Genomic DNA, 21071 nt, shown 5'->3' with positions numbered 1-21071 from the left:
ACGAACGCATGGATGACCGCACGTTGGTTGAACATGCCCGCCGCGCGCGCGACCGCGCCTATGTGCCGTACTCCCGCTTCCCGGTTGGCGCAGCGCTCCTTTCGCGCGACGGGCGGGTGTTCACGGGGTGCAACATTGAAAACGCGGCATACGGGCTGTGCAATTGCGCCGAGCGGACGGCGCTGTTCAAGGCCGTGTCGGAGGGGGTGCGCGACTTTGTGAAGCTCGCCGTCATCGCCGACACCCCAAGACCGGTGCCGCCCTGCGGGGCATGCCGCCAGGTGCTGGCCGAGTTGTGTCCGCCGGACATGCCGGTCATTCTGGCCAACCTACAAGGAGACCAGGAGGTCAAGACGGTGGCTGAGCTGTTGCCCGGCGCCTTTGGAAGGGGGGATCTCCATGGAAACGAAAAGCGGGCATAAGTCGGGGTTTGTGGCCATCATTGGCCGACCGAACGTGGGTAAGTCCACCCTCTTGAACATGGCCATTGGCCACAAGATTGCCATCATGTCGGACAAGCCACAGACGACGCGCAACCGGATCCAGGGTGTGCTGACGGAGGCGCGCGGCCAGATCATTTTTCTCGACACGCCGGGGATCCACAAGCCCAAGCACAAGCTGGGCGATTACATGGTGCGGGTGGCCGAAAACGCGTTGAAGGAAGTGGACCTCATCCTGTTCCTCGCGGACGTGACGGAGGAGCCCCTAGGGCCGGGGGACCGCTATATCCTCGAGCGCCTCGGGGAAGTCAAGACGCCGGTTTTTCTCGTCATCAACAAGATCGACCAGGTTTCCCCCGACAGGGTGTTGGCGTTCGCCGACGCGTACCGCCGTGCGTTTTCCTTTGCCGAGGTGGTCCCGATCTCTGCCCTGAACGGCACGAATGTGGAGACGCTTCTGGAGACCATCTTTGCCTATTTGCCGGAGGGACCCCAGTACTATCCGTCTGACCAGGTCACCGATCACCCGGAACGGTTCATCGTGGCCGAACTGATTCGCGAGAAGGTGCTGCTCCTGACGCGCGAGGAAGTGCCCCATTCCGTTGCCGTGGTCGTCGAGGAAATGACGCGGCGGGAGGGGAAGGACGTTGTCTACATCCACGCCGTCATCTACACGGAGCGCGACTCGCAAAAGGCGATCCTGATCGGCAAGCAGGGCTCCATGCTGAAAGAGATTGGCCGGTTGGCGCGCGAGGATATCGAGCGCCTGCTGGGGAGCAAAGTTTTCTTGGAATTGTGGGTGAAAGTGAAAAAGGATTGGCGGAACCAGGAATTTTACCTAAAAAACTTTGGTTTCACCGAAGAGTGAGGACAGCGTTTGCCAGTATAGCGGGCACTCGGGCGGCTATCCTACAAATACAGGAACCAATCCGTCACGAAAGGGTGATTGGCGGTGCGCGACTTCTCGTGGGACGTGTTCGCCGCAACAGGGAACATCGAGGCCTACCTGCTTTACCGGGAACTGAGCAAGCGCCACGAGCAGCAGGTGGAACGTGACGTGACGGAGGTTGTTGCGACGTAGGAAGCCGCTCGCGAATCGAGGCGAGAGCGGGCATGCTCATACGGTTGGAAGGCGTAGTGTTGCGAACAAGGGATTACGGAGAAGGGCATAAAATCATTACCCTGTTCACGCGCGAGCAAGGGAAGCTTGGGGCCGTCGCCCGCGGCGCGAAAAAACCGCGCAGCCGACTGGCTGCCGTTACACAGCCGCTTACGCACGGCCTTTACCTGTGCCATGCGGGAGGCGAGCTGGCCACTCTGAGCCAGGGCGAGGTCCTGCACGCCTTTTCCCGCATCCGCGACGACTTGATCCGGACGGCATATGCGGCCTATATGTTGGAGGTGACGGATCGGCTGCTTGCCGAGCGCGAAGCGCACCCGCGTCTGTTTGATCAGCTTGTGGGGATCCTGCAGCAGCTCGAGGCAGGCAAGGATCCCGAAATCCTCACCCGCATCTATGAGCTGCATGCCCTCGCTGCGTCCGGCTTCCGGCCGCACCTCGATGCCTGTGTCGCCTGTGGCCGGCTAGAAGCGGCGGCGTTCAGCGTGCGCGAGGGCGGCTTTCTCTGCTCCGCATGCCAGCAGACCGACCGCGATGCGCTTCCCCTTGCCCCGGCGGCGGTTCGCGTGTTGCGGCGGCTGGCCCGCGTGGACGTCGGGCAAATCGGCACGATCAACGTAAAGCCGGAAACCAAGGCGCAGCTGCGCCGGCTCATGCGGGCGTTTTGGGAGGAACATGTGGGCTTGCGCCTCAAGTCGCGCGACGTGCTGGAACGACTCGAATCGTGGACGGAGGAACGACCGGCCCCTTTGGAGTGAGGCGGAACCGGTCTCGTTTTGTTTAAACGGGGATGGGCTTGACAGCGGGAACGTTCCCCGTTACGATAAAAATCGTAATCGTTACGATATAGCGAGGAGCCGCCACCGATTTGCTGTCGTTGCCGCCCCCCTTGTGTAACCGGGTTCTGCGTGGCCTACTAAATCGAAATTGTTCCTGTTTACAGGAGGCTGGCACCTTCGTATAATCGAAGGGGAGTTGCATCGGAACGGTTCCGTACAAAGCCCCGATAAGGGAGGAGATGTGCCGTGGGACGGGCACTGCGCGGGTTGAAGGGGTGGGCCGCGTGTCTCGTGCTGATGCTGGTTCTGGCCGGTTGCGGGCAAGGCACCGTGCCGTCAACTGAACCGGAAGCTCCGAAGAAGTTGTCCGTGTACACTAGTCTTTATCCGTACCAGTTTTTTGCCGAGCAAATCGGCGGCGGCCGTGTCGAGGTGCACAACCTGGTGCCACCGGGCGCGGAACCGCACGAATTTGAGCCCACGCCAAAGGACGTCGTCAAGCTGGACGAAGCGGACGTCTTTGTGTACAACGGGGCCGGGTTTGAGCGGTGGATCGACCAGGTGCTGAAGGCCATCGACACGTCGGATATGGTCATTGTGAAGGCTACCGAGCACGTCAACCTGCTGTCGAGTCCCGGGGAGGACGGACACAGTGGGAAGCTGCACGGCGCGGCGGGCGAGCGTCCCAACGTGGACGGCGCCGGAGCCCACGGGAACGGAGCGAAAGCCGAGCCGGGACATGCGGACGAACGCGGCAATGGGCCGTACGATCCGCACGTGTGGCTGGATCCGGTACGGGCCAAAGATATCGCCCGGGCGATCCGCGACGCGTTTGTCCGGGTCGATCCGGAAGGAAAAGCAACGTATGACGAAAATTATAGAAAGCTGGCGGAAGAGCTGGATCGCCTTCACGCCGAGTACGAAGCGGCGGTGAAACAAGCCCCGCGCAAGGAAATCATCGTGTCACACAGCGCGTTCGGGTATTTGGCTGACCGCTATGGGCTCAAGCAGATCGCCATTTCCGGCTTGTCCCCGTCCGACGAGCCGAGCCAGAAGGAACTGCAAGAAATTCTGGCGCTGGCGAAAGCCCATCATGCGAAATACATCCTCTTCGAAACGCTTGTCAGCAACAAGGTGGCTGAAGTGGTGCGTGAGGAGATTGGCGCCGAGGCCTTGACGCTCAACCCGCTGGAAGGTTTGTCAAAGGAGGATGTGGCCAAGGGCAAGGACTACTTCACCGTGATGCGGGAAAATCTGGCTGTCCTGAAGAAGGCCCTTGGTGTTGAGGCATGAGAACGTCCATCCCGGTTGTCCAGTTGCAGGGTGTAACTTTTTCCTATGGCGACCGTCCGGTACTCGAGGACATCAACCTAACCGTGACGCACGGCGAGTTTCTGGGGATTGTCGGCCCAAACGGCGGCGGCAAGTCTACCTTGATCAAACTGATTCTGGGCCTGCTTAAGCCGAACAGGGGGGAGATCCGCCTGTTCGGCGAGCCGCTTTCCCGGTTCCGTGACTGGTCGAAGATCGGATACGTTTCCCAGAAAGCCAACAGCTTCAACACCGGTTTCCCCGCCACGGTGTTTGAGGTGGTGTCGATGGGCCTGTTCGGCAAGATGGGCCTGTTTCGGTGGATGGGGAAACGGGAAAAGGAAAAGGTGTACCGCACGTTGGAATGGGTCGGCATGGCCGACTACGCCCGGCAACCGATCGGCAAGCTGTCGGGCGGCCAGCAGCAGCGCGTCTTCATCGCCCGGGCTCTGGTGGCCGACCCGGAGTTGCTCATCCTCGACGAGCCCACGGTGGGGGTGGACGAGCAGTCGGTGGGCCAGTTTTTTGCCCTGCTGGCGAACATGCGCCGGGAGCTGAACGTCACCATGCTGCTTGTTTCCCATGACATCGGGGTGATCACATCCATGGTGGACCGCGTGGCCTGCCTGAACAAGCGGCTGTACTTTCATGGGGATCCCGAGGCGTTTACCGCCCGCCAAGACGAGATCCTCCACCGGGTGTACGGCCATGACGTGCGCGTGATGGAACACCAACACTGACGCGCACGCGAAACACGTTGACCGAGGGGAAGAACGGCCGTGCTGGAAGACGTTTTGCGACACGCTTTTTTGCAACACGCCGTGGTGTCGGGTCTGGTCATCGGGGGGGTGTGTCCGGTCATCGGCGTCTTCCTCGTTGTGCGCCGCCTGTCGCTGATCGCCGACACATTGGCCCACGTGACCCTTTCCGGTGTCGCCGCCGGGCTCTTTTTGCAGACGACGGTGCCGGCGCTGCAAGCCGTGAACCCGGTGTACGTGGGGATGGCCTTCTCGGTGGCGGGCGCCTTCTTTGTGGAACGGCTGAGCCGGGTGTACCGGTCATACCGCGAACTCTCGCTCCCGATCGTGCTATCGTCCGCAACGGGGCTGTCCGTGGTGCTCATCAGCTTGGCCGACGGAATGAACGGAGACCTCTTTGGGTATCTGTTCGGCAGCCTGATTGCCGTCTCCCGCGCCGACGTGATCGTCGTGCTGCTCGTGGGATTGGCGGTTGTCGCGATGGTGGTGCTCTTGTACAAGGAGCTGTTTTACCTGGCGTTCGACGAAGAAGGGGCGATGGTGTCCGGCATTCCCAAAGCCTCTATCCACATCCTTTTCGTCTTGGTTGTCGCACTGGTCATTCCCGTGGCGATGAACATCGTCGGCATCCTCCTCGTTTCCGCGCTCATCACCCTGCCCGTGGCTGCTGCGTTGCAGGTAGCCCGCAGCTTTAAGCAGGTATTTGCCTACGCCGTTTGCTTCTCGGAGCTGGCGGTTGTTGGCGGGTTGGTGCTATCCTATGTCCTCGACCTGGCCACAGGCGGGGCTATCGTCCTCCTGGCCGCGGCAATTCTGCTGGCGACGATCGCGGTGAGGCAGATTGGCCTGCGCTTCCGTCCGTGATATGCTTTGTACGTGAAGATCGCTGACCCGGCGGCGGGATGATGGCGGTCCGCCGGGAGAGCGCAAGGGTGGAGGCGTGCGATGGTCGACTGGATTCTTGCGCTGCCGCTGGCCCAACGCGCGCTGCTTACTGGAGCGATGGTGGGGCTTCTCTGCCCGATCATCGGGCTCTTTCTCGTCGCGCGCCGGCTTGCCGCGATCGGCGAAGTGCTTGCCCACTTGAACCTGACGGGGGTTGCCGTCGGCTCGCTGGTGGGGAGCGCGCTCCCGTATTTTTTGTCCCTTACCCTTCCGGCATACGGCATGGCTTTTGCCGTTCTCGGCGCGTTCGTCGTCCTGTGGTTGCGGCGCGTGTACGCCCATTTTGCCGAGTTGGCCGTTCCGCTGATGTTGGCCCTGGCCCTCGGCACCAGCGTTGTGCTGTTTCGGCTGCTGGGCGGATGGAATGCCGATTTTGCCGGGTACCTCTTCGGCAACCTGGTCGCCGTGCAACCTGGCGACGTCCAGTTGACGGCCCTGGCTACGGTTCTCGTGCTCGGTGGCGTCGTCCTTTTGTATAAGGAGTTGTTTGCCACGACGTTCGATCCCGAGTACGCGCGGCTTGTGGGCATACCGGCGCGGCTGGTGGAGAACGCCTTTGTCGTGATGATGGCCCTGACCATTTCCGTTGCCGTGCGCGCCGTCGGGGTGCTGCTCGTCTCCGGGCTGATGGTGCTCCCGGTGGCCGCGGGCATGCTGGTGGCCAGCGGCTTTCGGCGCACGCTGGTGGTGTCTGTTGCCATCAGCGAGCTGTCGGTGGTTCTCGGGTTTGCGTTGGCCTATGGGTTCCGGCTGGCCACGGGCGGGACCATCACCCTGGTGGCCCTTGTGTTGTTGCTGGTGGCGGCGGCGTATAGGCGCCTGCGGGAACGATGGTAGGCGAAGGGGAGAAAAGGATGGACGTCAAAACGGCACTGGATCGCTTGAAGGAGCACGGCTACAAATACACGGGGAAACGCGAGAAGATGGTGCACATCTTTGCCCGGGAAAAGCGGTATCTGACGGCCAAGGACGTCCTGGCGTACATGCAGGAGGAGTATCCCCGCGTCAGCTTCGATACCATATACCGAAACCTGTCCTTGTTTGAACGGCTGGGCATTCTCGAGTCGACGGAGTTGGATGGGGAGAAGCACTACCGTTTTGCATGCGCCGGCGCGGGGCACCACCATCACCATCTGATTTGCACCGGTTGCGGCAAAACGATGGCCATCGACCTGTGCCCTATGGACGCCATCTTCGGCCAACCGGAGGGGTTCACGATCACCGGGCATAAATTTGAAATTTACGGCTACTGCGGCGAATGCAAGGGAGGGGAGAAATGAGGCGCTTGGCCGAGCGCGATCGGTAGTCGGTCATTGTTCTCGACGACGCCACGTACCTGCAGGACCTGGATACCGCAGCATCTACGTGGATCCGCCCAAAGACCCGGATGTATACGACAATTTTTAAGGTTTGTTGAAAAATGAAGGTCGCCTATGAAGGGTGCCCTTTTTTCTTTATAATGGGACTAGATATTGGGACGACGTGTTGATCACCACAGGGGTGATTCCGGATTTTCGCTCGATCGTACAATTCCGAGGCGAAACAAGCGGTGAAGGATGGAAGGAACGGAGGAGGTTCTTCCGTGCCCTATAGGCTGGTCAAGTGGGCCATTTTGCTCCTCCCGCCTCTGGCGGTGGGACTGTGGGAATACGTACGCCATGAGTTTCTGTTGCCGTATGTGTCGATGGAGGCGGGGAACTGGCTCACGCCGGTACTGGTGTTTGCGGTGTCGATGGTTTTCCTGCGCCCGTTGCTCCGCTTATTGGAGCGTATGCAGCACGATCTGCATCGTGCGCAGGTGGAGAAGGCTGCTTATGAGGAGAGGGCCAACCTGGCGCGGGAGCTGCACGACGGCATTGCCCAAACGCTTTTTTGGCTGGCGGTGAAACTGGACCGGATAGGCCGTGCCCTCACGCCGGAGCAGGAAGCCGTGTTCCACCAAATCCGTCAGACTGTGCGCCAACTATCCGACGACGTGCGCCAGGCGATTGCCAACCTGCAGGTTTCCCCGTCCGGCGAGGGCCCGGAAGAGTCCGGGGCGTGGCCGCAGGCCGTTCGTAACCTTGTCGACCGGTTGCGCGCCGAGACGGACCTGGAGGTGCATGTGGATTGGCCACTGCCGGATGAGCGCCTTTCTAACCGCGAGAAGGTGGAACTGCTCGCCTGCCTGCGCGAGGCGCTGGCCAACGTGCGTAAACATGCCCGGGCCCGGTCGGTGTACATTTGGTGTGGGGAAACCGAACGGGGATGGGCGCTGGTGGTAGAAGACGACGGGCGGGGGTTTACCGGGTGTCCCTTTGAACACCCCGACGGATTTGGCCTCAAGATCCTGCGAGACCGTGCGGAGCGGATGGGATGGACGCTGCGCCTGTCGCGCGAGGATGGGCGCACGCGGTTTGAGGTGCGCAAGGAGGGAATGACGTGAAGCGGATTCGCGTGTTGGTGGTCGATGATCATCTCCACGCGCGGGAAGCGGTGCGCGACATCCTGCAGGCTGCGCCGGAGTTTGAGATCGTCGCCGAGGCAATGAGCGGTGAAGAAGCCCTTGCCCTGACGGAGCAGCACATGCCCGACCTCATCCTGATGGACATCAAGCTGCCGGGCATGGACGGTCTGGAGGCAACGAAGCGCATCAAGGCGCGCTTTCCGTACGTTAAGATTGTGATGATGACGGTTTCCGATGAGGTCACCCACCTGTTCGAGGCGATCAAGCGGGGAGCGCAAGGCTACTTGATCAAGCATCTGCCTTCCGATATGTGGGTGACCTATTTACGAGCCGTTGCCGTCGATGAGGCGCCGCTTTCGAAGGAGCTGGCACTGTGCATCTTGCGCGAGTTGACGGAGCAGCGTGCTGCCCCGCCAGAAGATGACGGCCCGTTGTCCAAACGGGAGCGAGAAATCCTGCACCGGGTGGCCCAGGGCAAGACCAATCGCGAAATCGCCGAAGAACTGGGCATCTCCGAGTACACGGTCAAAAACCACCTGAAAAACATCCTCAACAAACTGCATCTCGAAAACCGCGTGCAGCTGGCGCGGTACGCCTACGAGCGCGGGTGGATGCCGTAAACCTGGTATCCCACGTGCAGCAAATGCCGCGGAGTTGGCCATGATGGAGAAGGACAGGCTCCCGACGGGAACCGTCGGAAAAGGGAGATGAAGAAAGTGAATCCTTATATCTTCTGTGTCGTTCCGGGAATCAGCCCCTTATTGGATTTCCTGAAAGAACTGGACGGCTGGTTGCGTCCTGTCGAGCTGCTCGTGGCGCTGGCGGTGGTGTATATCCTGGGGGTGGGGCCCTGGGCGGCGGCGCGGGAACCGGCGTTGCGGGAGCGGGGGACGTTTTCGCCGGAAGTGCAGCGGCGTGTCCGCCGTGCCGCAACGGGGTTCTTTCTCCTTTCCGGGTTTACTCGGGTTTTCCTTTTGGCCCAGGGGTTTAATGCGGGTCGTTGGTTCGGCGTTGAATTCTGGCTGAATGTTCACGCCGTCCTGTTCGCCACGCCGATCGGTTTTGCGGCCTGGTTTCGACCGCTGTTGCTGTGGGGAATGGGGCAGCTGGAACAGTTTTCCCTGGCTCCCCGCCTTCGCCAGCAGATCCTTGCCGGTTTGTTGGTGGCGTTGTTGCTGACGTTTCCCATTACCGCGCATGCCTTGGATGGTCCCGGATCCCCGTTGAACGGATGGATGGCCAAACTGGTTCGCACCCTGCACCTGTTTGCGTGGGCGGCATGGATTGGTGGATTGGCTGTCCTTGCCGTTTCCGCTGCCAAGGTTCGCGCAAGCGGGGGGACGGTGTCGCGGCTTGTTCCTGTGCTGCGCCGCTTTTTCACCGTAACACTGCCTGTGCTGGTGGTGGGGTGGGGAACGGGGTTGCTGCTTGCGTGGATGCGGCTGACCGCGTGGCGCGACCTGTGGACCACGCGCGAGGGCCTTCTTTTGACCGGAAAGCTGGCGCTGGCCACCCTCGCGTTGCTGCTTGCCGCCGGGATCCGCTTTCGGGTGCTTCCCCATGTGGACGCGAAGAGCGAGGTACCGGGAGAGGGGGCAGGATTCCTCCTTGTTTGGGCGTTGCGGCTGGAGCTGGGGGTCGCGCTGATCCTGATGATCCTCGGCGGGGTCTTGGCTTCCATTTCCCTACCGAGCTGAGGGCTTTTATGGGGGCCGATGCGAACGCTTAACGGAGCGATACAACAGAATCGGGATGAAGCAAAGTGACCTGAAGCCTTGGGCTTCAGGATTTTTTGTGAGCCGGTTCTAATGAGGGCCAGTACCCGGAATGGGCAGGATGTTTAAAATACGAAGACAATCTTTTGTCACAACTTAGCTCTTTTGAGGGATAGAGGGGGGATGATGATTTGTCTAGAATCTAAGACGAATGAAAATTTTTTAACCAAACGGGGAGATACAAAAGCCCGGCCCATCGCAACTGCCGCATAGCTCCTAAGGGCCATTGGGAAGGAAACGCGCTTGTCCTATACTAGGAGAGACATGCCGTGACCGATCCTCAACGGAGAAGAAGGAGGGATATCCGTGCGGATCAACAGGATCCTGGGCATGGCGACGGGACTCATCGGCATGGCCATGTTGCTTGGCGCTTGCCAAAACGCGGCGCAGCCGCCTGCCTCGTCCTCGCCGATTGTGGTGAACTTGACCATTGAACCCCAATCGATACAACCGGGCGATGAGGTGCGCTTCCGCCTCTCGGTAACGCAAGATGGAAAGCCGGTGGATGATGCCCAAGAAGCAAAAGTGGAGCTGTGGCGTGAGGGCGAAGCGCAGCACGAATTCCTTCTCGCCGCGCATCGCGGAGGAGGCGTTTATGAGGCCCAGAAACGGCTTGACCAACCGGGTCGTTACCACGTGATGTACCACGTTACCGCCCGTGAGATGCACAGCATGGAGGAAACCACGTTTGTCGTGGGGAACCCGGCAGAAGCGGAAGCCCCGATAAAAGAGGGCCACTCCCACGATCACGGGAGCTGACCCTTGACGTCAAGATGGACGAGCCGGTTGTTGCTGGGAAAGAGGTGCGCATCTCCATCGTCGTGGCGCAAGGAGGGCAACCGCTCTCGGGGGCCCGGGTGCGGCTAGAATACGGGCGGGAAGGCGCCCAGAAACGAACCTTTGCCGATGCCCACGAGCAGCAGCCCGGCACGTATGTGGTGACGGTGGCTTTTCCGGAACCGGGCACGTACCGGGTTCACACGCAACCGAGAAAGCTTCGCTGCACGAACACAAGGCGCTTACGGTGACGGTTCAGTAACATCCCAAGCGGTGGCTGTTGACCGGAGTCGGTCAACTGCTTTTTTTTTTCGCTCAGACGAGGTGCGGGTTTGAGGGGGGACACGGGTATTGCCAAAAAAATGTTCCCCTGCCGCCGATGGCGCGGCAGGGGACAGAGTGAGGGGTGTCGGCTTACTTTTTGTCGGCCAGCCACGCGGCCAGCGTTTCCGCGTCTTCGCCCTTCACGAGGCCGCCCGGCATCGTTCCTCTCCCGTTTTGCAGGATGTCCAAGATCTCGTCTTTGCTCAGCCGCGAGCCGACGGTTTGCAGGTTCGGCCCAACGGTGCCCTCCAGATTTTGGCCGTGACAGGCGGCGCAGCTTTGATTGTACAGGGCTTCCGCCTTCGCAGCATCGTACCCGCCGCTGGCCGGTTGCTGGGCTTGGCTGTTTTGTTGCTGGCCTTGTTCCGGCTGCTCACCTTGTGTGCCTTGATTGCCGTCTTCTGTTGCGCTGCCACAGCCGGTGAGCGCAAGGGCGAGCGCAGCGGCAACCAGCACGGGACGCCAATAGGACAACAGGTTCTTCATCCTTTCCTCCCCCTTTGTCAAAGAAGCGCATTCTCCCTTAATTGTAGCAAAACTGCCAAGGGAAAAGTTGTGTCAGAGTCTTGAACAAATCGTGGCCGAACCCTGCACCCAACATCCGCTCTTTTCTTGATCCTGGGTGCTTTACGAATTTTGCTGCTGCGCAACCAGCGTGTCTTTCCAACGGGCAATCTCCGCTTGCAGGTGGGCGTTGTCGGTCAGATGCGCAGCGCAGGTGGCTTTCTCCAGGTGCCGAAGCGCGTCCGACGGTCGCCCGGTATGGGCCAGAATGATGGCGGCTTGCAGGTGCGCATGGCCGACGAGGTAGCGCAAATCGTGGGCGTCCGTGTCAACTCACATAAAAACCTAACCGAAGTGAAACCGATCCCTCACGTAAAAACCTAACCGAATACTCTTGGCAAGAGGCTCCCTCAGGTAGGAAAATGGAGTTGAGGTCTACCCGACCTCAAGAGGTTCTTGGTTAGGTGGCTCGGGGGAGGGAGCCCAAGGACCCCGAGCCACGATTTTTTCGAGCTCATCATGAAGATCGAGCGGGTTGAGCGTTTCAAACTGAGCCTTGAGCACGTGTTCCATCTCCGGTTTTAAGGCGCCGCTTTCGATCAGGCGTTGGAAAGGCGTGCGGGCTTGGTCGAAGCGTTTGCGAATGCGCTTGCCTTCGTAGGATTTTTCGACGACCTTGCGGGTGGGCAAAAAGAGATTGGCGTAGGGGTCGAGGAGGGCATAGACGGCGTTGAGCCACTCCACAGCCTCTGGGGTGTCGTAGCGGGCATAGCCCACGATCTCGCGAACGAACTGGCGGTTTTTCTGTTCGACATGGGGGTTGTCGTTTTTGCGGTAGGGACGGCTGCGCATAAACGCAATCCCCTTTTGCCTGCAGAAACGGAGGAGATGATGGTTCAAGAACTCGGAACCGTTATCGCTGTGGAGGGTATGGACAGCTGTAGGCCACTGCGAGAGGATGGATTCCAAGGCAGCGAAGACGGCTTTTTGGCTTTTGCCGAGGATGGCCTGGCGGCGGCTGTAGCCGGTGACCATGTCGGTAACCGACAAGGTGCAGGCGAACTGGCCGGACGAGTCGCCGCCATTGTGTTCGACGAGATCGATTTCCAGGGCGCCGGGGCGGGATTCGTTCCAAGGGAGCCGGCCTGCAGGGATGTCCCTTTTCAAGCGATTGGTGGGTTTGGGGCGCATAAAGCGTCTGGGTTTGGGCGAATCGAATTCCTTCAGGCGCCGAGCGAGCGTAGATCGGCTGATTTGGGCGAGTTGCTGGCGGATGAGCGAGGTTAAGCGAAGTTTTCCATGGCGTTCTAAATGCTCGGCAGTCGGCAGGAGGACCGGATGGAGGCGTTCGGCACAAGGGTAGTCAAGGGCTTCCCAAACGGTTCGGATGACAGGGAGCGCTTCTTGATACCGCTTGGGCCGTTTGCGCCGGATCTGTTTGGGTTTCCACTCCGGGCCGTTGAGAACCTGGATAGCGTACTTGCGGTGATACCCCAGCACGCGCGTGACTTCATCGAGAATGCGCGACTTTTCTTTTCGGGACGAGGCTTTGGCATACCATTTCCGGATTTGTGTAAGGTATTCGCGACGGCTTTGAAGAGACATGGTCACGTCACATCCCCCTCGGTAAGATTTCGATGTGAGTGATCCAGTCTCCCTTCGGTTAGATTTTAGCTGAGCGATTGCGCCCTGTGGCATGAACGATTTGTGTGTGGTATACTCAATCTGATGAGCAGGTGAAACGAGCACCGTGGCGGTGCTCGTTCCTTTTGCTGTGGAAGCGAGGTGATCGGTCATGGATTTGGAAAAACGGCTGTCCATGGCCCATCGCTATTACAATGCGGAAGACTATGAACGGGCGGTCGAGGAATACGATTATCTCGTCCGCCTGCATCCCGATATGGCCGAAGCATGGTTCTTCAAGGGCATGGCCCACCGCTACCTCGAGGACTACGAGGAAGCGGTGCAAGCGTTTCGCCGTGTCGTGGAAATCAATCCGCGCGACGCGGTGGCGTGGTATCGGCTGGCCGATTGCCTGATGGCGCTGGAACGTTACGAAGCCGCGCTGGCCGCGATCGACGAGGCGCTGGCGCTGGACAAGAGCAACGCCGAGTGGTGGCAGATGCGGGCCATCTGCCTGGAAATGCTCGACCGGTTTGACGAAGCCTACCAGGCCTACGAAGAGGCGTTGCGCCTTGAGCCGGACAACCCGGACATCTGGTACAGCAAGGGCGTGACCCTGGCCAACGACGAGCGCCTCGAGGAGGCGCGGGAAGCCTACGAAAAGGTCCTTGCCCTGCGCCCCAACGACGAAGGCGCCCTGCTCAATTTGGGCGACATCTGGGAGCGTCTGGGCGATCTTGAGCGCGCCCTGGCGTACTATGAACAGGCGCACAATCGGAACCCCGACAACCCCGAAGCGCTCGAAGGCTGCGTCCGCCTGCTGGCGTCGATGGGGAAAGCGGCCAAAGCCCTGCCCCTGGCGCGGCGTTGGGTGTCCCTGGAAGGGGACAACGCCGAGGCGTGGAACTGGTACGCCCTGTGCCTCACCGACCTGGGCGATTGGGAGGCGGCGGAAACGGCCTTCAAGGAGGCCTTGCGGCGGGAGCCGGCCCAGGAGCGCTTCTGGAACAACTACGGCACCCTCCTCCTCGACCAAGGGCGGTACGAGGAGGCGTTGGGGGCTTTCGACCAGGCGATCCATTTGGACGTCTCGTATGCCTTGGGCCACTACAATCGCGGTTACGCCTTGGAACAACTGGGCCGCCACGACGAGGCCCTTGAGGCGTACCGAAAGGCCTTGGCCCTCGATCCGCAGGACCCCAAGATCCTCTTTCGCGCCGCCAGCCTGCTTTCGGAGCGCGAGCAGTGGCCGGACGCGCGGCGGCTGTGGCGGACCTACTTGACCTTCGTGCCCGACGACTACGAGGCGTGGATCCAGTTTGGCATCGCCTGCGGAGAGACGGGGCACTATGAGGAGGCCCTGGCAGCGTTTGACGAGGCCCACCGCCTGCGCCCCGAGGAGACCACCCCGCTGCACAACAAAGGGTACGCCTACGAGAAGATGGGGCGCTACCGGGAAGCGGCCGAATGGTATGCGCGCGTTGTTGCGCAGGATGAGAACGACCACGAATCCTGGAGCCGCCTCGGGTGGTGCTATTTCCAAGCCGGCGAACTGGAACGCGCCTTGGCCGTCTGCGAACAATGCCTCCAGCGTGAAAAGGGCTGGACGGCGATGTGGAACAATAAAGCGATGGTCTTGGCGCGCATGGGGCGCCTCGAGGAGGCGCGGGAGGCCTACGAACGTTACCTCGCCGTGGAATCAGGGGACGCGTCGGCGTGGGTCCGGTACGGTGAGGTCCTTGAGGCCCTCGGGCGCAGCGCGGAGGCCGGAGCAGCCTATTCGGCGGCCCTCAAGGCCGACGCGGCGTTCCTGCCGGCGCGCGTGCGCTTGGCGTGGCTGTACCTGCGCAAGGGGGATGTCGAATCGGCCGCGCAGCTGCTCGATGCGCTGCCGGAAGCGGAAATCGACGACGGGAACGTGTGGCTGTTGCGCGGCTTCATCGCCTTGCGCCGAGGACGGTGGGCGGAGGCGCGGCAGGCCTTTGTGCGCGCCAAGGCGAAAGGCTGGGATGAGCCACTGACGTGGCGCGAGCTGTGGACGCTCGTCCGCCACGCCCTGCTCGCCTCCCTCATCCGCATGTTTGGCCGGGGCCGAAACCCGTCGGCTGAAGGTCGGAACCAGAGGAGTGATGCCGCGCATGCGCAATCATCCGACGACGCTGCAAACGCTGGGTAAGGACATCACGCGCGAGCAGCTGCGCTACCACCAGAAACGCGTGCTCGTGGCCAAGGAGTTCACCTTTGACAGCGCCCACCATCTTCATTGCTACGAAGGAAAATGCGCCATTTTGCACGGGCACACCTATCGCCTGCGCGTCGCCGTGAGCGGGTACCCGGACGACCGCGGGCTGGTGATCGATTTTGCCGACCTGAAGCGCATTGTCAAGGAAACGATCGTCGACCGGCTCGATCACCAGTATCTCAATGCGATCCTGCCGCCGATGAACACCACGGCGGAAAACATGGTGGTGTGGATGTTTGAGGAGCTGGAAAAGGCCTTGGGGCGCGAGGGCATCCCGGGCCTGCGCGTTGAAGAGGTGGTCTTGTGGGAAACGCCGACGAGCTACGCGGCCGTCAAGCGGGAATGGATGGAGGCGACGTGAGGATGCCGGCCCACGGTCAGCCCTCTTTCGGCGGCGAGGGGTGGGCGGAATCGGCCCGCGTGCGCGACCCAGAGGCGTGGCGGCGGGCACGCCTTCCCCTCGTGGAGCTGTTTGAAACGGTGGAAGGGGAGGGAACCCGCGCGGGGGTTCCCACCGTGTTTGTGCGCGTGTTCGGGTGTCCGCTGCGCTGCACATGGTGTGACACGCCGTACAGCTATCCCCCCGACAAACCGCAGCGTGTCCTCACCGTGGCCGAGATTCGGGAAGCGGTGGGACGCTATCCGTGGCGGCACGTCTGCGTAACGGGCGGGGAGCCGCTGATGTATGCCGAAAAATCGGCCATGCTCCTCGCCGCCCTCGCCGACCTGCCCCATGTGGTGGATGTCCACGTGGAGACAAGCGGCGCCGTTCCCCTTTCCCCCTTCTTGGCGGCCGTGCCGAGCGAGAAGGTACGCTATATTGTCGACTACAAGCTGCCCGCATCGGGGGAAGAGGCGGCGATGGTGGTCGACAACCTGTACCAGTTGCGGCCCCAGGATGAGCTAAAGTTTGTCATCGCTGACGAGGACGACTTTCGGCGGGCCGTTGAGGTGTTGAACACCCACCGTCCCCAGGGGCAGGTGCTCTTTAGTCCGGTGTGGGATACCATGCCCCCGCGGCGGTTGGTCGAACTGATCCTGACCCACGGGCTGGCCGAGGTCAAGCTGAACCTCCAGCTGCACAAAGTGATTTGGGATCCGCAGGCTCGGGGGGTGTAGGGCGTCGACGCGCGCCGAAGACCGCATGTCGGCGCCCGGGGGCCGCGCTGGGTCCACCCCAGGAAAGGAGCGTGCAACATGGAAAAGCGAGCGGTCGTCATCTTAAGCGGCGGGCTGGATTCGACGACCTGCATGGGCATCGCCGCCGCGGAAGGCTACGCGCTGTATGCCTTGACCTTCGACTACGGCCAACGCCACCGCAACGAACTTGAGGCGGCCAAGCGGGTGGCCGCGCACTACCGCGTCCGCGAGCACCGCATCACCCGCCTTGACTTCTTGCACGATATCGGTGGCAGCGCCTTGACCGATCCCGACATTCCCGTGCCGACACATGGCCTGTCCGACGAGATTCCGGTCACCTACGTGCCGGCGCGGAATCTCCTTTTTTTGGCGCTTGCTGCGGCTTACGCCGAGGTCAAGGGAGCCGAGGCCATCTTCATCGGGGTCAACGCCCTCGACTACAGCGGGTACCCCGACTGCCGCCCGGCCTTTATTGAGGCGATGCAGGAAGCGATTCGCCGCGGGACGAAGGCGGGCGTCGAGGGGCACCCCATTGCCATCCACACGCCGCTCCTCCACATGACCAAAGCCGAGATCATCCGCACCGGCATGAAACTGGGGGTCCCGTACCACCTTACCACGTCGTGTTACCAGGGTGGCGACGTGGCCTGCGGTGTGTGTGACAGCTGCCGGCTGCGCATCAAGGGGTTTCAGGAAGCCGGCGCGCGCGATCCGATCCCGTATGCCGTCCCCATTGCGTGGCCTGATTCGGCGCGATAGGGGAGAACAGGACCACAATCCGGGCTCCATCGGTACGGCCAAGAAGGCCGATGGAGCCGTAAAATCGATGGAAAAGACGAAAAAGAAAGACAACTACGTGCGCGGCGTTGCGCGCAGCGGTGCGGGTGTCGTAAAATACAGGGAAACTGGGATGACGACATGGGAAATTCCCGCGGGGGAGATGTTCGACGGCGTGCGAGCTGAAGAGGGAGGGAAGCGCGTGAAGCTTTCCCTGCTACCCGAGGAGAAGGTGTTTAAGGATCCGGTACATGACTACATCCACGTACGCAAGCGGTTGGTGTGGGATCTCATCAATACCCGTGCCTTCCAGCGGTTGCGGCGCATCAAGCAGATGGGCACCTCGGACCTGACATTTCACGGCGCGGTGCACACCCGGTTTGCCCATTCCCTTGGGGCGTATGAAGTGATGCGCAAGTTGCTGAACTACCTGAGCCGGTTTTGGACCCATCAGCCAGATGAGTTTGTGGCTGTGGCGTACGTTGCGGCGCTCCTCCATGACATCGGCCATGGCCCCTTTTCCCATGCCTTTGAAAAGGCCATCGGCAGCCGCCACGAAGAGTGGACGCAGCGCATCATCCGCGAAGACGAGGAAATCGCGGCCATCCTCGCGGGAATGGATCCCGGCTTCCCGGATGAGGTGGCCCGCGTTTACGATGAGGCGCAGCCCGTGCGGTTTCCGCTCATTCGTCAGCTGATCGCCAGTCAGCTGGATGTTGACCGGATGGACTACCTCCTGCGCGACGCCATCTGCACGGGCGTGACGTACGGGCGCTTTGAATTGGAGCGCATGTTTCGCATCATGGAACCCCACTGGGAAGGCGGGGGCGACATCCCCACGTCCATCGTCCTGCGCCCGAGCGGCATCCACACCGTCGAGCAGTACCTCGTGGCCCGCTACTTCATGTTTACCCAAGTGTACCTGCACCCGAACACGATCGGGTCCGACGTGCTCTTGGAGAAAATCTTGCGTCGCGCGCGCATGCTGTACCGTGAGGGGCGGCTCGCCTTTGTCCCGCGTGCCCTGGTGCCGTTCTTCCGCAGCAACGACCCGAACCGCGAACTGAGCGTATCCGAATACATTGCCCTCGACGAGACGGTGATGATGGCCGCCTTCCACGAGTGGCAACACGAGGCTGACCCGGTGCTGGCCGACCTCGCCAGCCGCTTTCTCCACCGTCGGTTGTTCCAGTACGTTGATTTCCCGGGCGAGGAAGCAATGGCGCACATCCGCGACGCCCTTACACGGGAAGGACTGGACCCCGATTCTTACCTTGCCGTCGTGCGCCGCGACAACAAGCTGTTCTGCGACTTTTCCGGGGTGCGGGTGCTGGTGGGCGGGCAGCCGGTGGACATCGTCGAGCTGTCCGACATTGTCCGCGCCTTGCGCCAGCAGGCCAAGCCCATTCACAAGCTGTACTATCCGGACGACATTCCGTCGGTGCGCGACGCGGTGGCTCGCTGGGTTGCGCGGGGGTAAGGGAAGCGCGCAGCCCGTTTTTCGTGCAGGGAAATCTGGAGGAGAAAACGCGTGGTGCCGGCGCTGGAGGCGTGGATCGGCCTGTCCGATAAAAAACAGGGGAACGGGCATGTCCCGCCTCGTTCCCCGATGACGGCCGTCTTCACTTGAGCAGCAGCTCAAGGATGGTGAAAAGGACGGCCAAACCCATAAAGAAGCTGAACCAGATTGTAAAACCGCGCAGCGAGTGGATGAGGTCTTCGTTCTCCATCGTCTGCCGCTTGTTCGGTTCCGCCATGGGTATCCCTCCTGTCTGCTCTCCATTCCAGTATAAATCACGCCCCGTGAAAAATTCTACCGGTTATCCCCTCAATTGATCGGCGCGCGTTGTCCGTGGTACAGTAAGGCTGTTGCGTGAGGACTGTAATGCGAGGGCATGTCCGAAACGCTACGATGGAGGTTGTCGATGGGTCATCGGAAGATGGTCGCAAAAGATCGCCTCATGCTGTGGTGCTTGCGTGCCGTGCCCAAGCGCAGCGTCTCGCGCCTGGCCGGGTACTTGGCCGCTTCTCCGATGAGCCGCGTGCTGATTCCCCGCTTCGCGCGGGCGTACGGCGTCAACGTGGACGAGGCGGAGCGGCCGCTGGAGGCGTACGAGAGCCTGGCCGATTTTTTCACCCGACGCCTGAAGCCCGGCGTGCGTCCGGTGGCGCCCGGTGCGGACGTCGTCGTGAGCCCGGTCGACGGTCGGGTGTCGCAAATGGGTGGCATCACCAATGGGACACTGCTGCAGGCCAAGGGGGTAACCTACCGCGTAAGCGAACTGCTCGGGTCTTCCGAAAAGGCCGCCGTGTACGACGGTGGCACCTTCGTCACCCTTTACCTCAGCCCGCGTGACTACCACCGCATTCACATGCCGGTAAGCGGGTGGATTACCGGGTACTGCTATGTGCCGGGCACGCTCTTTCCGGTGAATCCCTTCGGCGTGCGCTGTGTCGCCGGGCTGTTTGCCAAAAACGAGCGCCTCATCACGTACATCCGGACGGACTGGGGGGAGGTGGCCGTCGTCAAGGTAGGGGCGACGATGGTCGGCAGCGTGTGCGTCACCTACGACGAGACGGTGCGGACCAACGTCCGCCGCGGGAAGCTGACGTGCCGCGTCCTCGAGGCGCCGCGCTACGCAGGAAAAGGGGACGAACTGGGGTACTTCACCTTCGGATCGACGGTGATCGTGCTGTTTTCGAAGGGTGCGGTGCGGCTGCGCGACGACCTGCACCCGGGCATGCCGATCCGAATGGGCCAGCCGATCGGCCGTGCTGTCACCATGTGACCACGCCCCGTTGCGAACGGGGCGTCATGTTTTTTTTTCGCCCCATCCTGCCCTTACGGCCGGCCGCCGGCGAAGGGGATGTTGGCCGCCTGCTGCCATGCGTGGGCGACGGCGATGAGGGCGTCGGCCAGGGCGTCGACGCTCGCTTCCGTCGTGGTTCGGCCCAGGGTGATGCGCAGGCTCTCCCACGCGGCCTCCCGCGATTGCCCCATGGCCAGGAGCACATAGGAGGGTTCGTGGTTGGCGGCACTGCACGCTGAGCCGCTCGACGTGGCAAAGCCGCGTCGGTCGAGCTCGAGCATGAGGGCTTGTCCCTCGATCCGGTCGATGCGGATGTTGAGGTGCGTCGGCAGGCATTCGGTGGGGTGGCCATTCACGTGAAAACCGGGGATGGCCGTTGCCAGGCGCGCGATCAGCCGCTGGCGGAGGGCGGCGAGGCGCCGGCGCTCCGTTTCCTGTTCGGCCAGAGCCAGCTCAACGGCCTTGGCGAAGCCGACGATGCCGGGCACGTTCTGCGTTGCCGGGCGCAGGGCCCGCTCTTGCTTGCCGCCGTAGACGAGGGGGTCGATGCGCACGCCCTTGCGCACGTACAGGGCCGCTACACCTTTGGGCCCGCCGAGCTTGTGGGCGTTCACGGTGAGCAGATCGACGCCGAGGGCGTTCACGTTCACGGGGATCTTTCCGAAACTTTGCGCGGCGTCGCAGTGAAACAGGGCCGACGTCCGGCGAACGGCGGCGGCGATGGCGGCAATCGGCTGGATCGTGCCGACGACGTTGTTGGCGTGCATGACGCTCACGAGCACTGTTTTCGGTGTCAGGGCGCGTCGCACGTCATCGGGGTCGACGCGGGCGTAGGCGTCGACGGGCACCCACGTGACGCGAAAGCCTTCCGCCTCCAAGGCCCTGGCCGCTTCGCGCACCGATGGATGTTCCACCGCGCTGACAACGACGTGGTCGCCCTTGCCCAGGCGGCGCATGCGCCGCGCACCGCCGAGCACGGCGAGGTTGTTCGCTTCCGTGCCGCTGCCGGTGAAGATTAGCTCTCGGGGGCTGGCGCCGATGGCTCCGGCGATGACGGCGCGGGCGCGTTCAAGGGCTTCCTTGGCCCGGAGACCGAAGTCGTGCAAGCTGCTGGGATTGCCGAAGTGGTCCGCCCAGCAGGCGGCCATCGCCGCGATCACTTCGGGGCGGACGGGCGTGGTCGCCGCATGGTCGAAATAGCGGGTCAGGTCCATGAACCGCGCCTCCTTTCCGTGCGATCGGCGTTGTTCGAACCGCGTCTCACTTTAAGTTTACACCTGTCTTGACAGCATTCAAGACA

Annotated in this window: 25 protein-coding genes; 20 read left to right on the top strand and 5 right to left on the bottom strand. The window is 61.8% G+C overall.

The window, feature by feature from the left end; genetic code table 11:
• The first annotated feature begins 8 nt into the window (after positions 1 to 8).
• The 14 genes from ACYQ0Z_RS00860 to ACYQ0Z_RS00795 all read left to right on the top strand — a co-directional run bounded on the left by ACYQ0Z_RS00860 (position 9) and on the right by ACYQ0Z_RS00795 (position 10602).
• The gene (locus tag ACYQ0Z_RS00860; RefSeq protein WP_459863480.1) at positions 9 to 422 is read left to right on the top strand and encodes a cytidine deaminase; all 414 of its coding nucleotides are present in this window, start codon (positions 9 to 11) and stop codon (positions 420 to 422) included.
• A complete protein-coding gene (gene era / locus ACYQ0Z_RS00855; RefSeq protein WP_459863478.1) occupies positions 400 to 1308 on the top strand; it encodes a GTPase Era in 909 nt (302 codons plus the stop codon). The genes ACYQ0Z_RS00860 and era overlap by 23 nt, the downstream gene beginning before the upstream one ends.
• 84 nt (positions 1309 to 1392) lie before the next feature.
• Positions 1393 to 1521, top strand: a complete 129-nt coding sequence (locus tag ACYQ0Z_RS00850) for a YqzL family protein (protein WP_459863476.1) — start codon at positions 1393 to 1395, stop codon at positions 1519 to 1521.
• A 32-nt stretch (positions 1522 to 1553) separates the two neighbouring features.
• On the top strand, positions 1554 to 2318 hold the full coding sequence (recO, locus tag ACYQ0Z_RS00845; protein WP_459863474.1) for a DNA repair protein RecO: 765 nt from the start codon (positions 1554 to 1556) through the stop codon (positions 2316 to 2318).
• Between the two features lie 267 nt (positions 2319 to 2585).
• Positions 2586 to 3632 carry a metal ABC transporter substrate-binding protein gene (locus tag ACYQ0Z_RS00840; protein ID WP_459863472.1) on the top strand — a complete coding sequence of 349 codons (1047 nt, stop codon included), beginning with the start codon at positions 2586 to 2588 and terminating at the stop codon, positions 3630 to 3632.
• The gene (locus ACYQ0Z_RS00835; protein WP_459863470.1) at positions 3629 to 4390 is read left to right on the top strand and encodes a metal ABC transporter ATP-binding protein; all 762 of its coding nucleotides are present in this window, start codon (positions 3629 to 3631) and stop codon (positions 4388 to 4390) included. The genes ACYQ0Z_RS00840 and ACYQ0Z_RS00835 overlap by 4 nt, the downstream gene beginning before the upstream one ends.
• A gap of 39 nt (positions 4391 to 4429) precedes the next feature.
• Entirely contained in the window at positions 4430 to 5272 is an 843-nt protein-coding gene (locus ACYQ0Z_RS00830; protein WP_459863467.1) for a metal ABC transporter permease, read from the top strand.
• Between the two features lie 81 nt (positions 5273 to 5353).
• On the top strand, positions 5354 to 6190 hold the full coding sequence (locus ACYQ0Z_RS00825) for a metal ABC transporter permease (RefSeq protein ID WP_459863465.1): 837 nt from the start codon (positions 5354 to 5356) through the stop codon (positions 6188 to 6190).
• A 17-nt stretch (positions 6191 to 6207) separates the two neighbouring features.
• Entirely contained in the window at positions 6208 to 6633 is a 426-nt protein-coding gene (locus ACYQ0Z_RS00820) for a Fur family transcriptional regulator (protein WP_459863463.1), read from the top strand.
• 302 nt (positions 6634 to 6935) lie between these two features.
• Positions 6936 to 7778 carry a sensor histidine kinase gene (locus tag ACYQ0Z_RS00815; protein ID WP_459863461.1) on the top strand — a complete coding sequence of 281 codons (843 nt, stop codon included), beginning with the start codon at positions 6936 to 6938 and terminating at the stop codon, positions 7776 to 7778.
• The gene (locus ACYQ0Z_RS00810) at positions 7775 to 8419 is read left to right on the top strand and encodes a response regulator (protein ID WP_459863459.1); all 645 of its coding nucleotides are present in this window, start codon (positions 7775 to 7777) and stop codon (positions 8417 to 8419) included. Before ACYQ0Z_RS00815 ends, ACYQ0Z_RS00810 begins: the two co-directional genes overlap by 4 nt.
• Positions 8420 to 8515: 96 nt before the next feature.
• Entirely contained in the window at positions 8516 to 9496 is a 981-nt protein-coding gene (locus ACYQ0Z_RS00805) for a CopD family protein (RefSeq protein ID WP_459863457.1), read from the top strand.
• Between the two features lie 384 nt (positions 9497 to 9880).
• Positions 9881 to 10333, top strand: coding sequence for a FixH family protein (locus ACYQ0Z_RS00800; protein WP_459863455.1), 453 nt, complete (start codon positions 9881 to 9883; stop codon positions 10331 to 10333).
• 14 nt (positions 10334 to 10347) lie between these two features.
• The gene (locus ACYQ0Z_RS00795; RefSeq protein ID WP_459863453.1) at positions 10348 to 10602 is read left to right on the top strand and encodes a FixH family protein; all 255 of its coding nucleotides are present in this window, start codon (positions 10348 to 10350) and stop codon (positions 10600 to 10602) included.
• 163 nt (positions 10603 to 10765) lie between these two features.
• Here the strand turns inward: ACYQ0Z_RS00795 and ACYQ0Z_RS00790 are convergent, their stop codons facing one another.
• The 3 genes from ACYQ0Z_RS00790 to ACYQ0Z_RS00780 form a co-directional block, all read right to left on the bottom strand.
• A complete protein-coding gene (locus ACYQ0Z_RS00790) occupies positions 10766 to 11161 on the bottom strand; it encodes a c-type cytochrome (protein ID WP_459863451.1) in 396 nt (131 codons plus the stop codon).
• Between the two features lie 141 nt (positions 11162 to 11302).
• Positions 11303 to 11491 (bottom strand): hypothetical protein, encoded by a 189-nt coding sequence (locus ACYQ0Z_RS00785; RefSeq protein WP_459863449.1) that lies wholly within the window; start codon positions 11489 to 11491, stop codon positions 11303 to 11305.
• 123 nt (positions 11492 to 11614) lie between these two features.
• Positions 11615 to 12784: a DDE-type integrase/transposase/recombinase gene (locus ACYQ0Z_RS00780; protein ID WP_459863705.1), complete on the bottom strand. Its 1170-nt coding sequence runs from the start codon at positions 12782 to 12784 to the stop codon at positions 11615 to 11617.
• 190 nt (positions 12785 to 12974) lie between these two features.
• Here ACYQ0Z_RS00780 and ACYQ0Z_RS00775 point away from each other — a divergent pair, with 190 nt between their 5' ends.
• The 5 genes from ACYQ0Z_RS00775 to ACYQ0Z_RS00755 all read left to right on the top strand — a co-directional run bounded on the left by ACYQ0Z_RS00775 (position 12975) and on the right by ACYQ0Z_RS00755 (position 18441).
• A complete protein-coding gene (locus ACYQ0Z_RS00775; RefSeq protein WP_459863447.1) occupies positions 12975 to 14978 on the top strand; it encodes a tetratricopeptide repeat protein in 2004 nt (667 codons plus the stop codon).
• A complete protein-coding gene (queD, locus tag ACYQ0Z_RS00770) occupies positions 14941 to 15405 on the top strand; it encodes a 6-carboxytetrahydropterin synthase QueD (protein ID WP_459863445.1) in 465 nt (154 codons plus the stop codon). The genes ACYQ0Z_RS00775 and queD overlap by 38 nt, the downstream gene beginning before the upstream one ends.
• A 2-nt stretch (positions 15406 to 15407) precedes the next feature.
• A complete protein-coding gene (locus ACYQ0Z_RS00765) occupies positions 15408 to 16163 on the top strand; it encodes a 7-carboxy-7-deazaguanine synthase QueE (protein WP_459863443.1) in 756 nt (251 codons plus the stop codon).
• Positions 16164 to 16241: 78 nt separating this feature from the next.
• Positions 16242 to 16943: a 7-cyano-7-deazaguanine synthase QueC gene (gene queC / locus ACYQ0Z_RS00760; protein WP_459863441.1), complete on the top strand. Its 702-nt coding sequence runs from the start codon at positions 16242 to 16244 to the stop codon at positions 16941 to 16943.
• A 67-nt stretch (positions 16944 to 17010) separates the two neighbouring features.
• Positions 17011 to 18441 carry an HD domain-containing protein gene (locus ACYQ0Z_RS00755; RefSeq protein ID WP_459863439.1) on the top strand — a complete coding sequence of 477 codons (1431 nt, stop codon included), beginning with the start codon at positions 17011 to 17013 and terminating at the stop codon, positions 18439 to 18441.
• Between the two features lie 142 nt (positions 18442 to 18583).
• On the opposite strand, the gene ACYQ0Z_RS00750 is transcribed toward ACYQ0Z_RS00755, so the two are convergent.
• Complete coding sequence (locus tag ACYQ0Z_RS00750; RefSeq protein WP_459863437.1) at positions 18584 to 18718, bottom strand: hypothetical protein; 135 nt, start codon at positions 18716 to 18718, stop codon at positions 18584 to 18586.
• Between the two features lie 168 nt (positions 18719 to 18886).
• On the opposite strand from ACYQ0Z_RS00750, the gene asd reads away from it, so the two are divergent.
• Positions 18887 to 19750, top strand: coding sequence for an archaetidylserine decarboxylase (asd, locus tag ACYQ0Z_RS00745; protein WP_459863435.1), 864 nt, complete (start codon positions 18887 to 18889; stop codon positions 19748 to 19750).
• A 53-nt stretch (positions 19751 to 19803) separates the two neighbouring features.
• Here asd and ACYQ0Z_RS00740 read toward each other — a convergent pair whose 3' ends face one another.
• Positions 19804 to 20985, bottom strand: a complete 1182-nt coding sequence (locus ACYQ0Z_RS00740) for a cysteine desulfurase family protein (protein ID WP_459863433.1) — start codon at positions 20983 to 20985, stop codon at positions 19804 to 19806.
• Between the last annotated feature and the right edge of the window lie 86 nt (positions 20986 to 21071).

It is taken from the genome of Calditerricola yamamurae, assembly GCF_054654135.1.
This window is presented reverse-complemented; position numbering and strand designations above follow the sequence as displayed.

What these genes read in the sequence shown, in the direction of transcription:
- era (WP_459863478.1), top strand. Translation starts at nt 400, where the DNA reads ATGGAAACGAAAAGCGGGCATAAGTCGGGGTTTGTGGCCATCATTGGC.
- ACYQ0Z_RS00860 (WP_459863480.1), top strand. Translation starts at nt 9, where the DNA reads ATGGATGACCGCACGTTGGTTGAACATGCCCGCCGCGCGCGCGACCGC.
- ACYQ0Z_RS00820 (WP_459863463.1), top strand. Translation starts at nt 6,208, where the DNA reads ATGGACGTCAAAACGGCACTGGATCGCTTGAAGGAGCACGGCTACAAA.
- recO (WP_459863474.1), top strand. Translation starts at nt 1,554, where the DNA reads ATGCTCATACGGTTGGAAGGCGTAGTGTTGCGAACAAGGGATTACGGA.
- ACYQ0Z_RS00835 (WP_459863470.1), top strand. Translation starts at nt 3,629, where the DNA reads ATGAGAACGTCCATCCCGGTTGTCCAGTTGCAGGGTGTAACTTTTTCC.
- ACYQ0Z_RS00750 (WP_459863437.1), bottom strand. Translation starts at nt 18,718, where the DNA reads ATGGCGGAACCGAACAAGCGGCAGACGATGGAGAACGAAGACCTCATC.
- ACYQ0Z_RS00765 (WP_459863443.1), top strand. Translation starts at nt 15,408, where the DNA reads ATGCCGGCCCACGGTCAGCCCTCTTTCGGCGGCGAGGGGTGGGCGGAA.
- ACYQ0Z_RS00755 (WP_459863439.1), top strand. Translation starts at nt 17,011, where the DNA reads ATGGAAAAGACGAAAAAGAAAGACAACTACGTGCGCGGCGTTGCGCGC.
- ACYQ0Z_RS00795 (WP_459863453.1), top strand. Translation starts at nt 10,348, where the DNA reads ATGGACGAGCCGGTTGTTGCTGGGAAAGAGGTGCGCATCTCCATCGTC.
- ACYQ0Z_RS00775 (WP_459863447.1), top strand. Translation starts at nt 12,975, where the DNA reads ATGGATTTGGAAAAACGGCTGTCCATGGCCCATCGCTATTACAATGCG.
- ACYQ0Z_RS00790 (WP_459863451.1), bottom strand. Translation starts at nt 11,161, where the DNA reads ATGAAGAACCTGTTGTCCTATTGGCGTCCCGTGCTGGTTGCCGCTGCG.
- ACYQ0Z_RS00825 (WP_459863465.1), top strand. Translation starts at nt 5,354, where the DNA reads ATGGTCGACTGGATTCTTGCGCTGCCGCTGGCCCAACGCGCGCTGCTT.
- asd (WP_459863435.1), top strand. Translation starts at nt 18,887, where the DNA reads ATGGGTCATCGGAAGATGGTCGCAAAAGATCGCCTCATGCTGTGGTGC.
- queC (WP_459863441.1), top strand. Translation starts at nt 16,242, where the DNA reads ATGGAAAAGCGAGCGGTCGTCATCTTAAGCGGCGGGCTGGATTCGACG.
- queD (WP_459863445.1), top strand. Translation starts at nt 14,941, where the DNA reads ATGCGCAATCATCCGACGACGCTGCAAACGCTGGGTAAGGACATCACG.
- ACYQ0Z_RS00740 (WP_459863433.1), bottom strand. Translation starts at nt 20,985, where the DNA reads ATGGACCTGACCCGCTATTTCGACCATGCGGCGACCACGCCCGTCCGC.
- ACYQ0Z_RS00780 (WP_459863705.1), bottom strand. Translation starts at nt 12,784, where the DNA reads ATGTCTCTTCAAAGCCGTCGCGAATACCTTACACAAATCCGGAAATGG.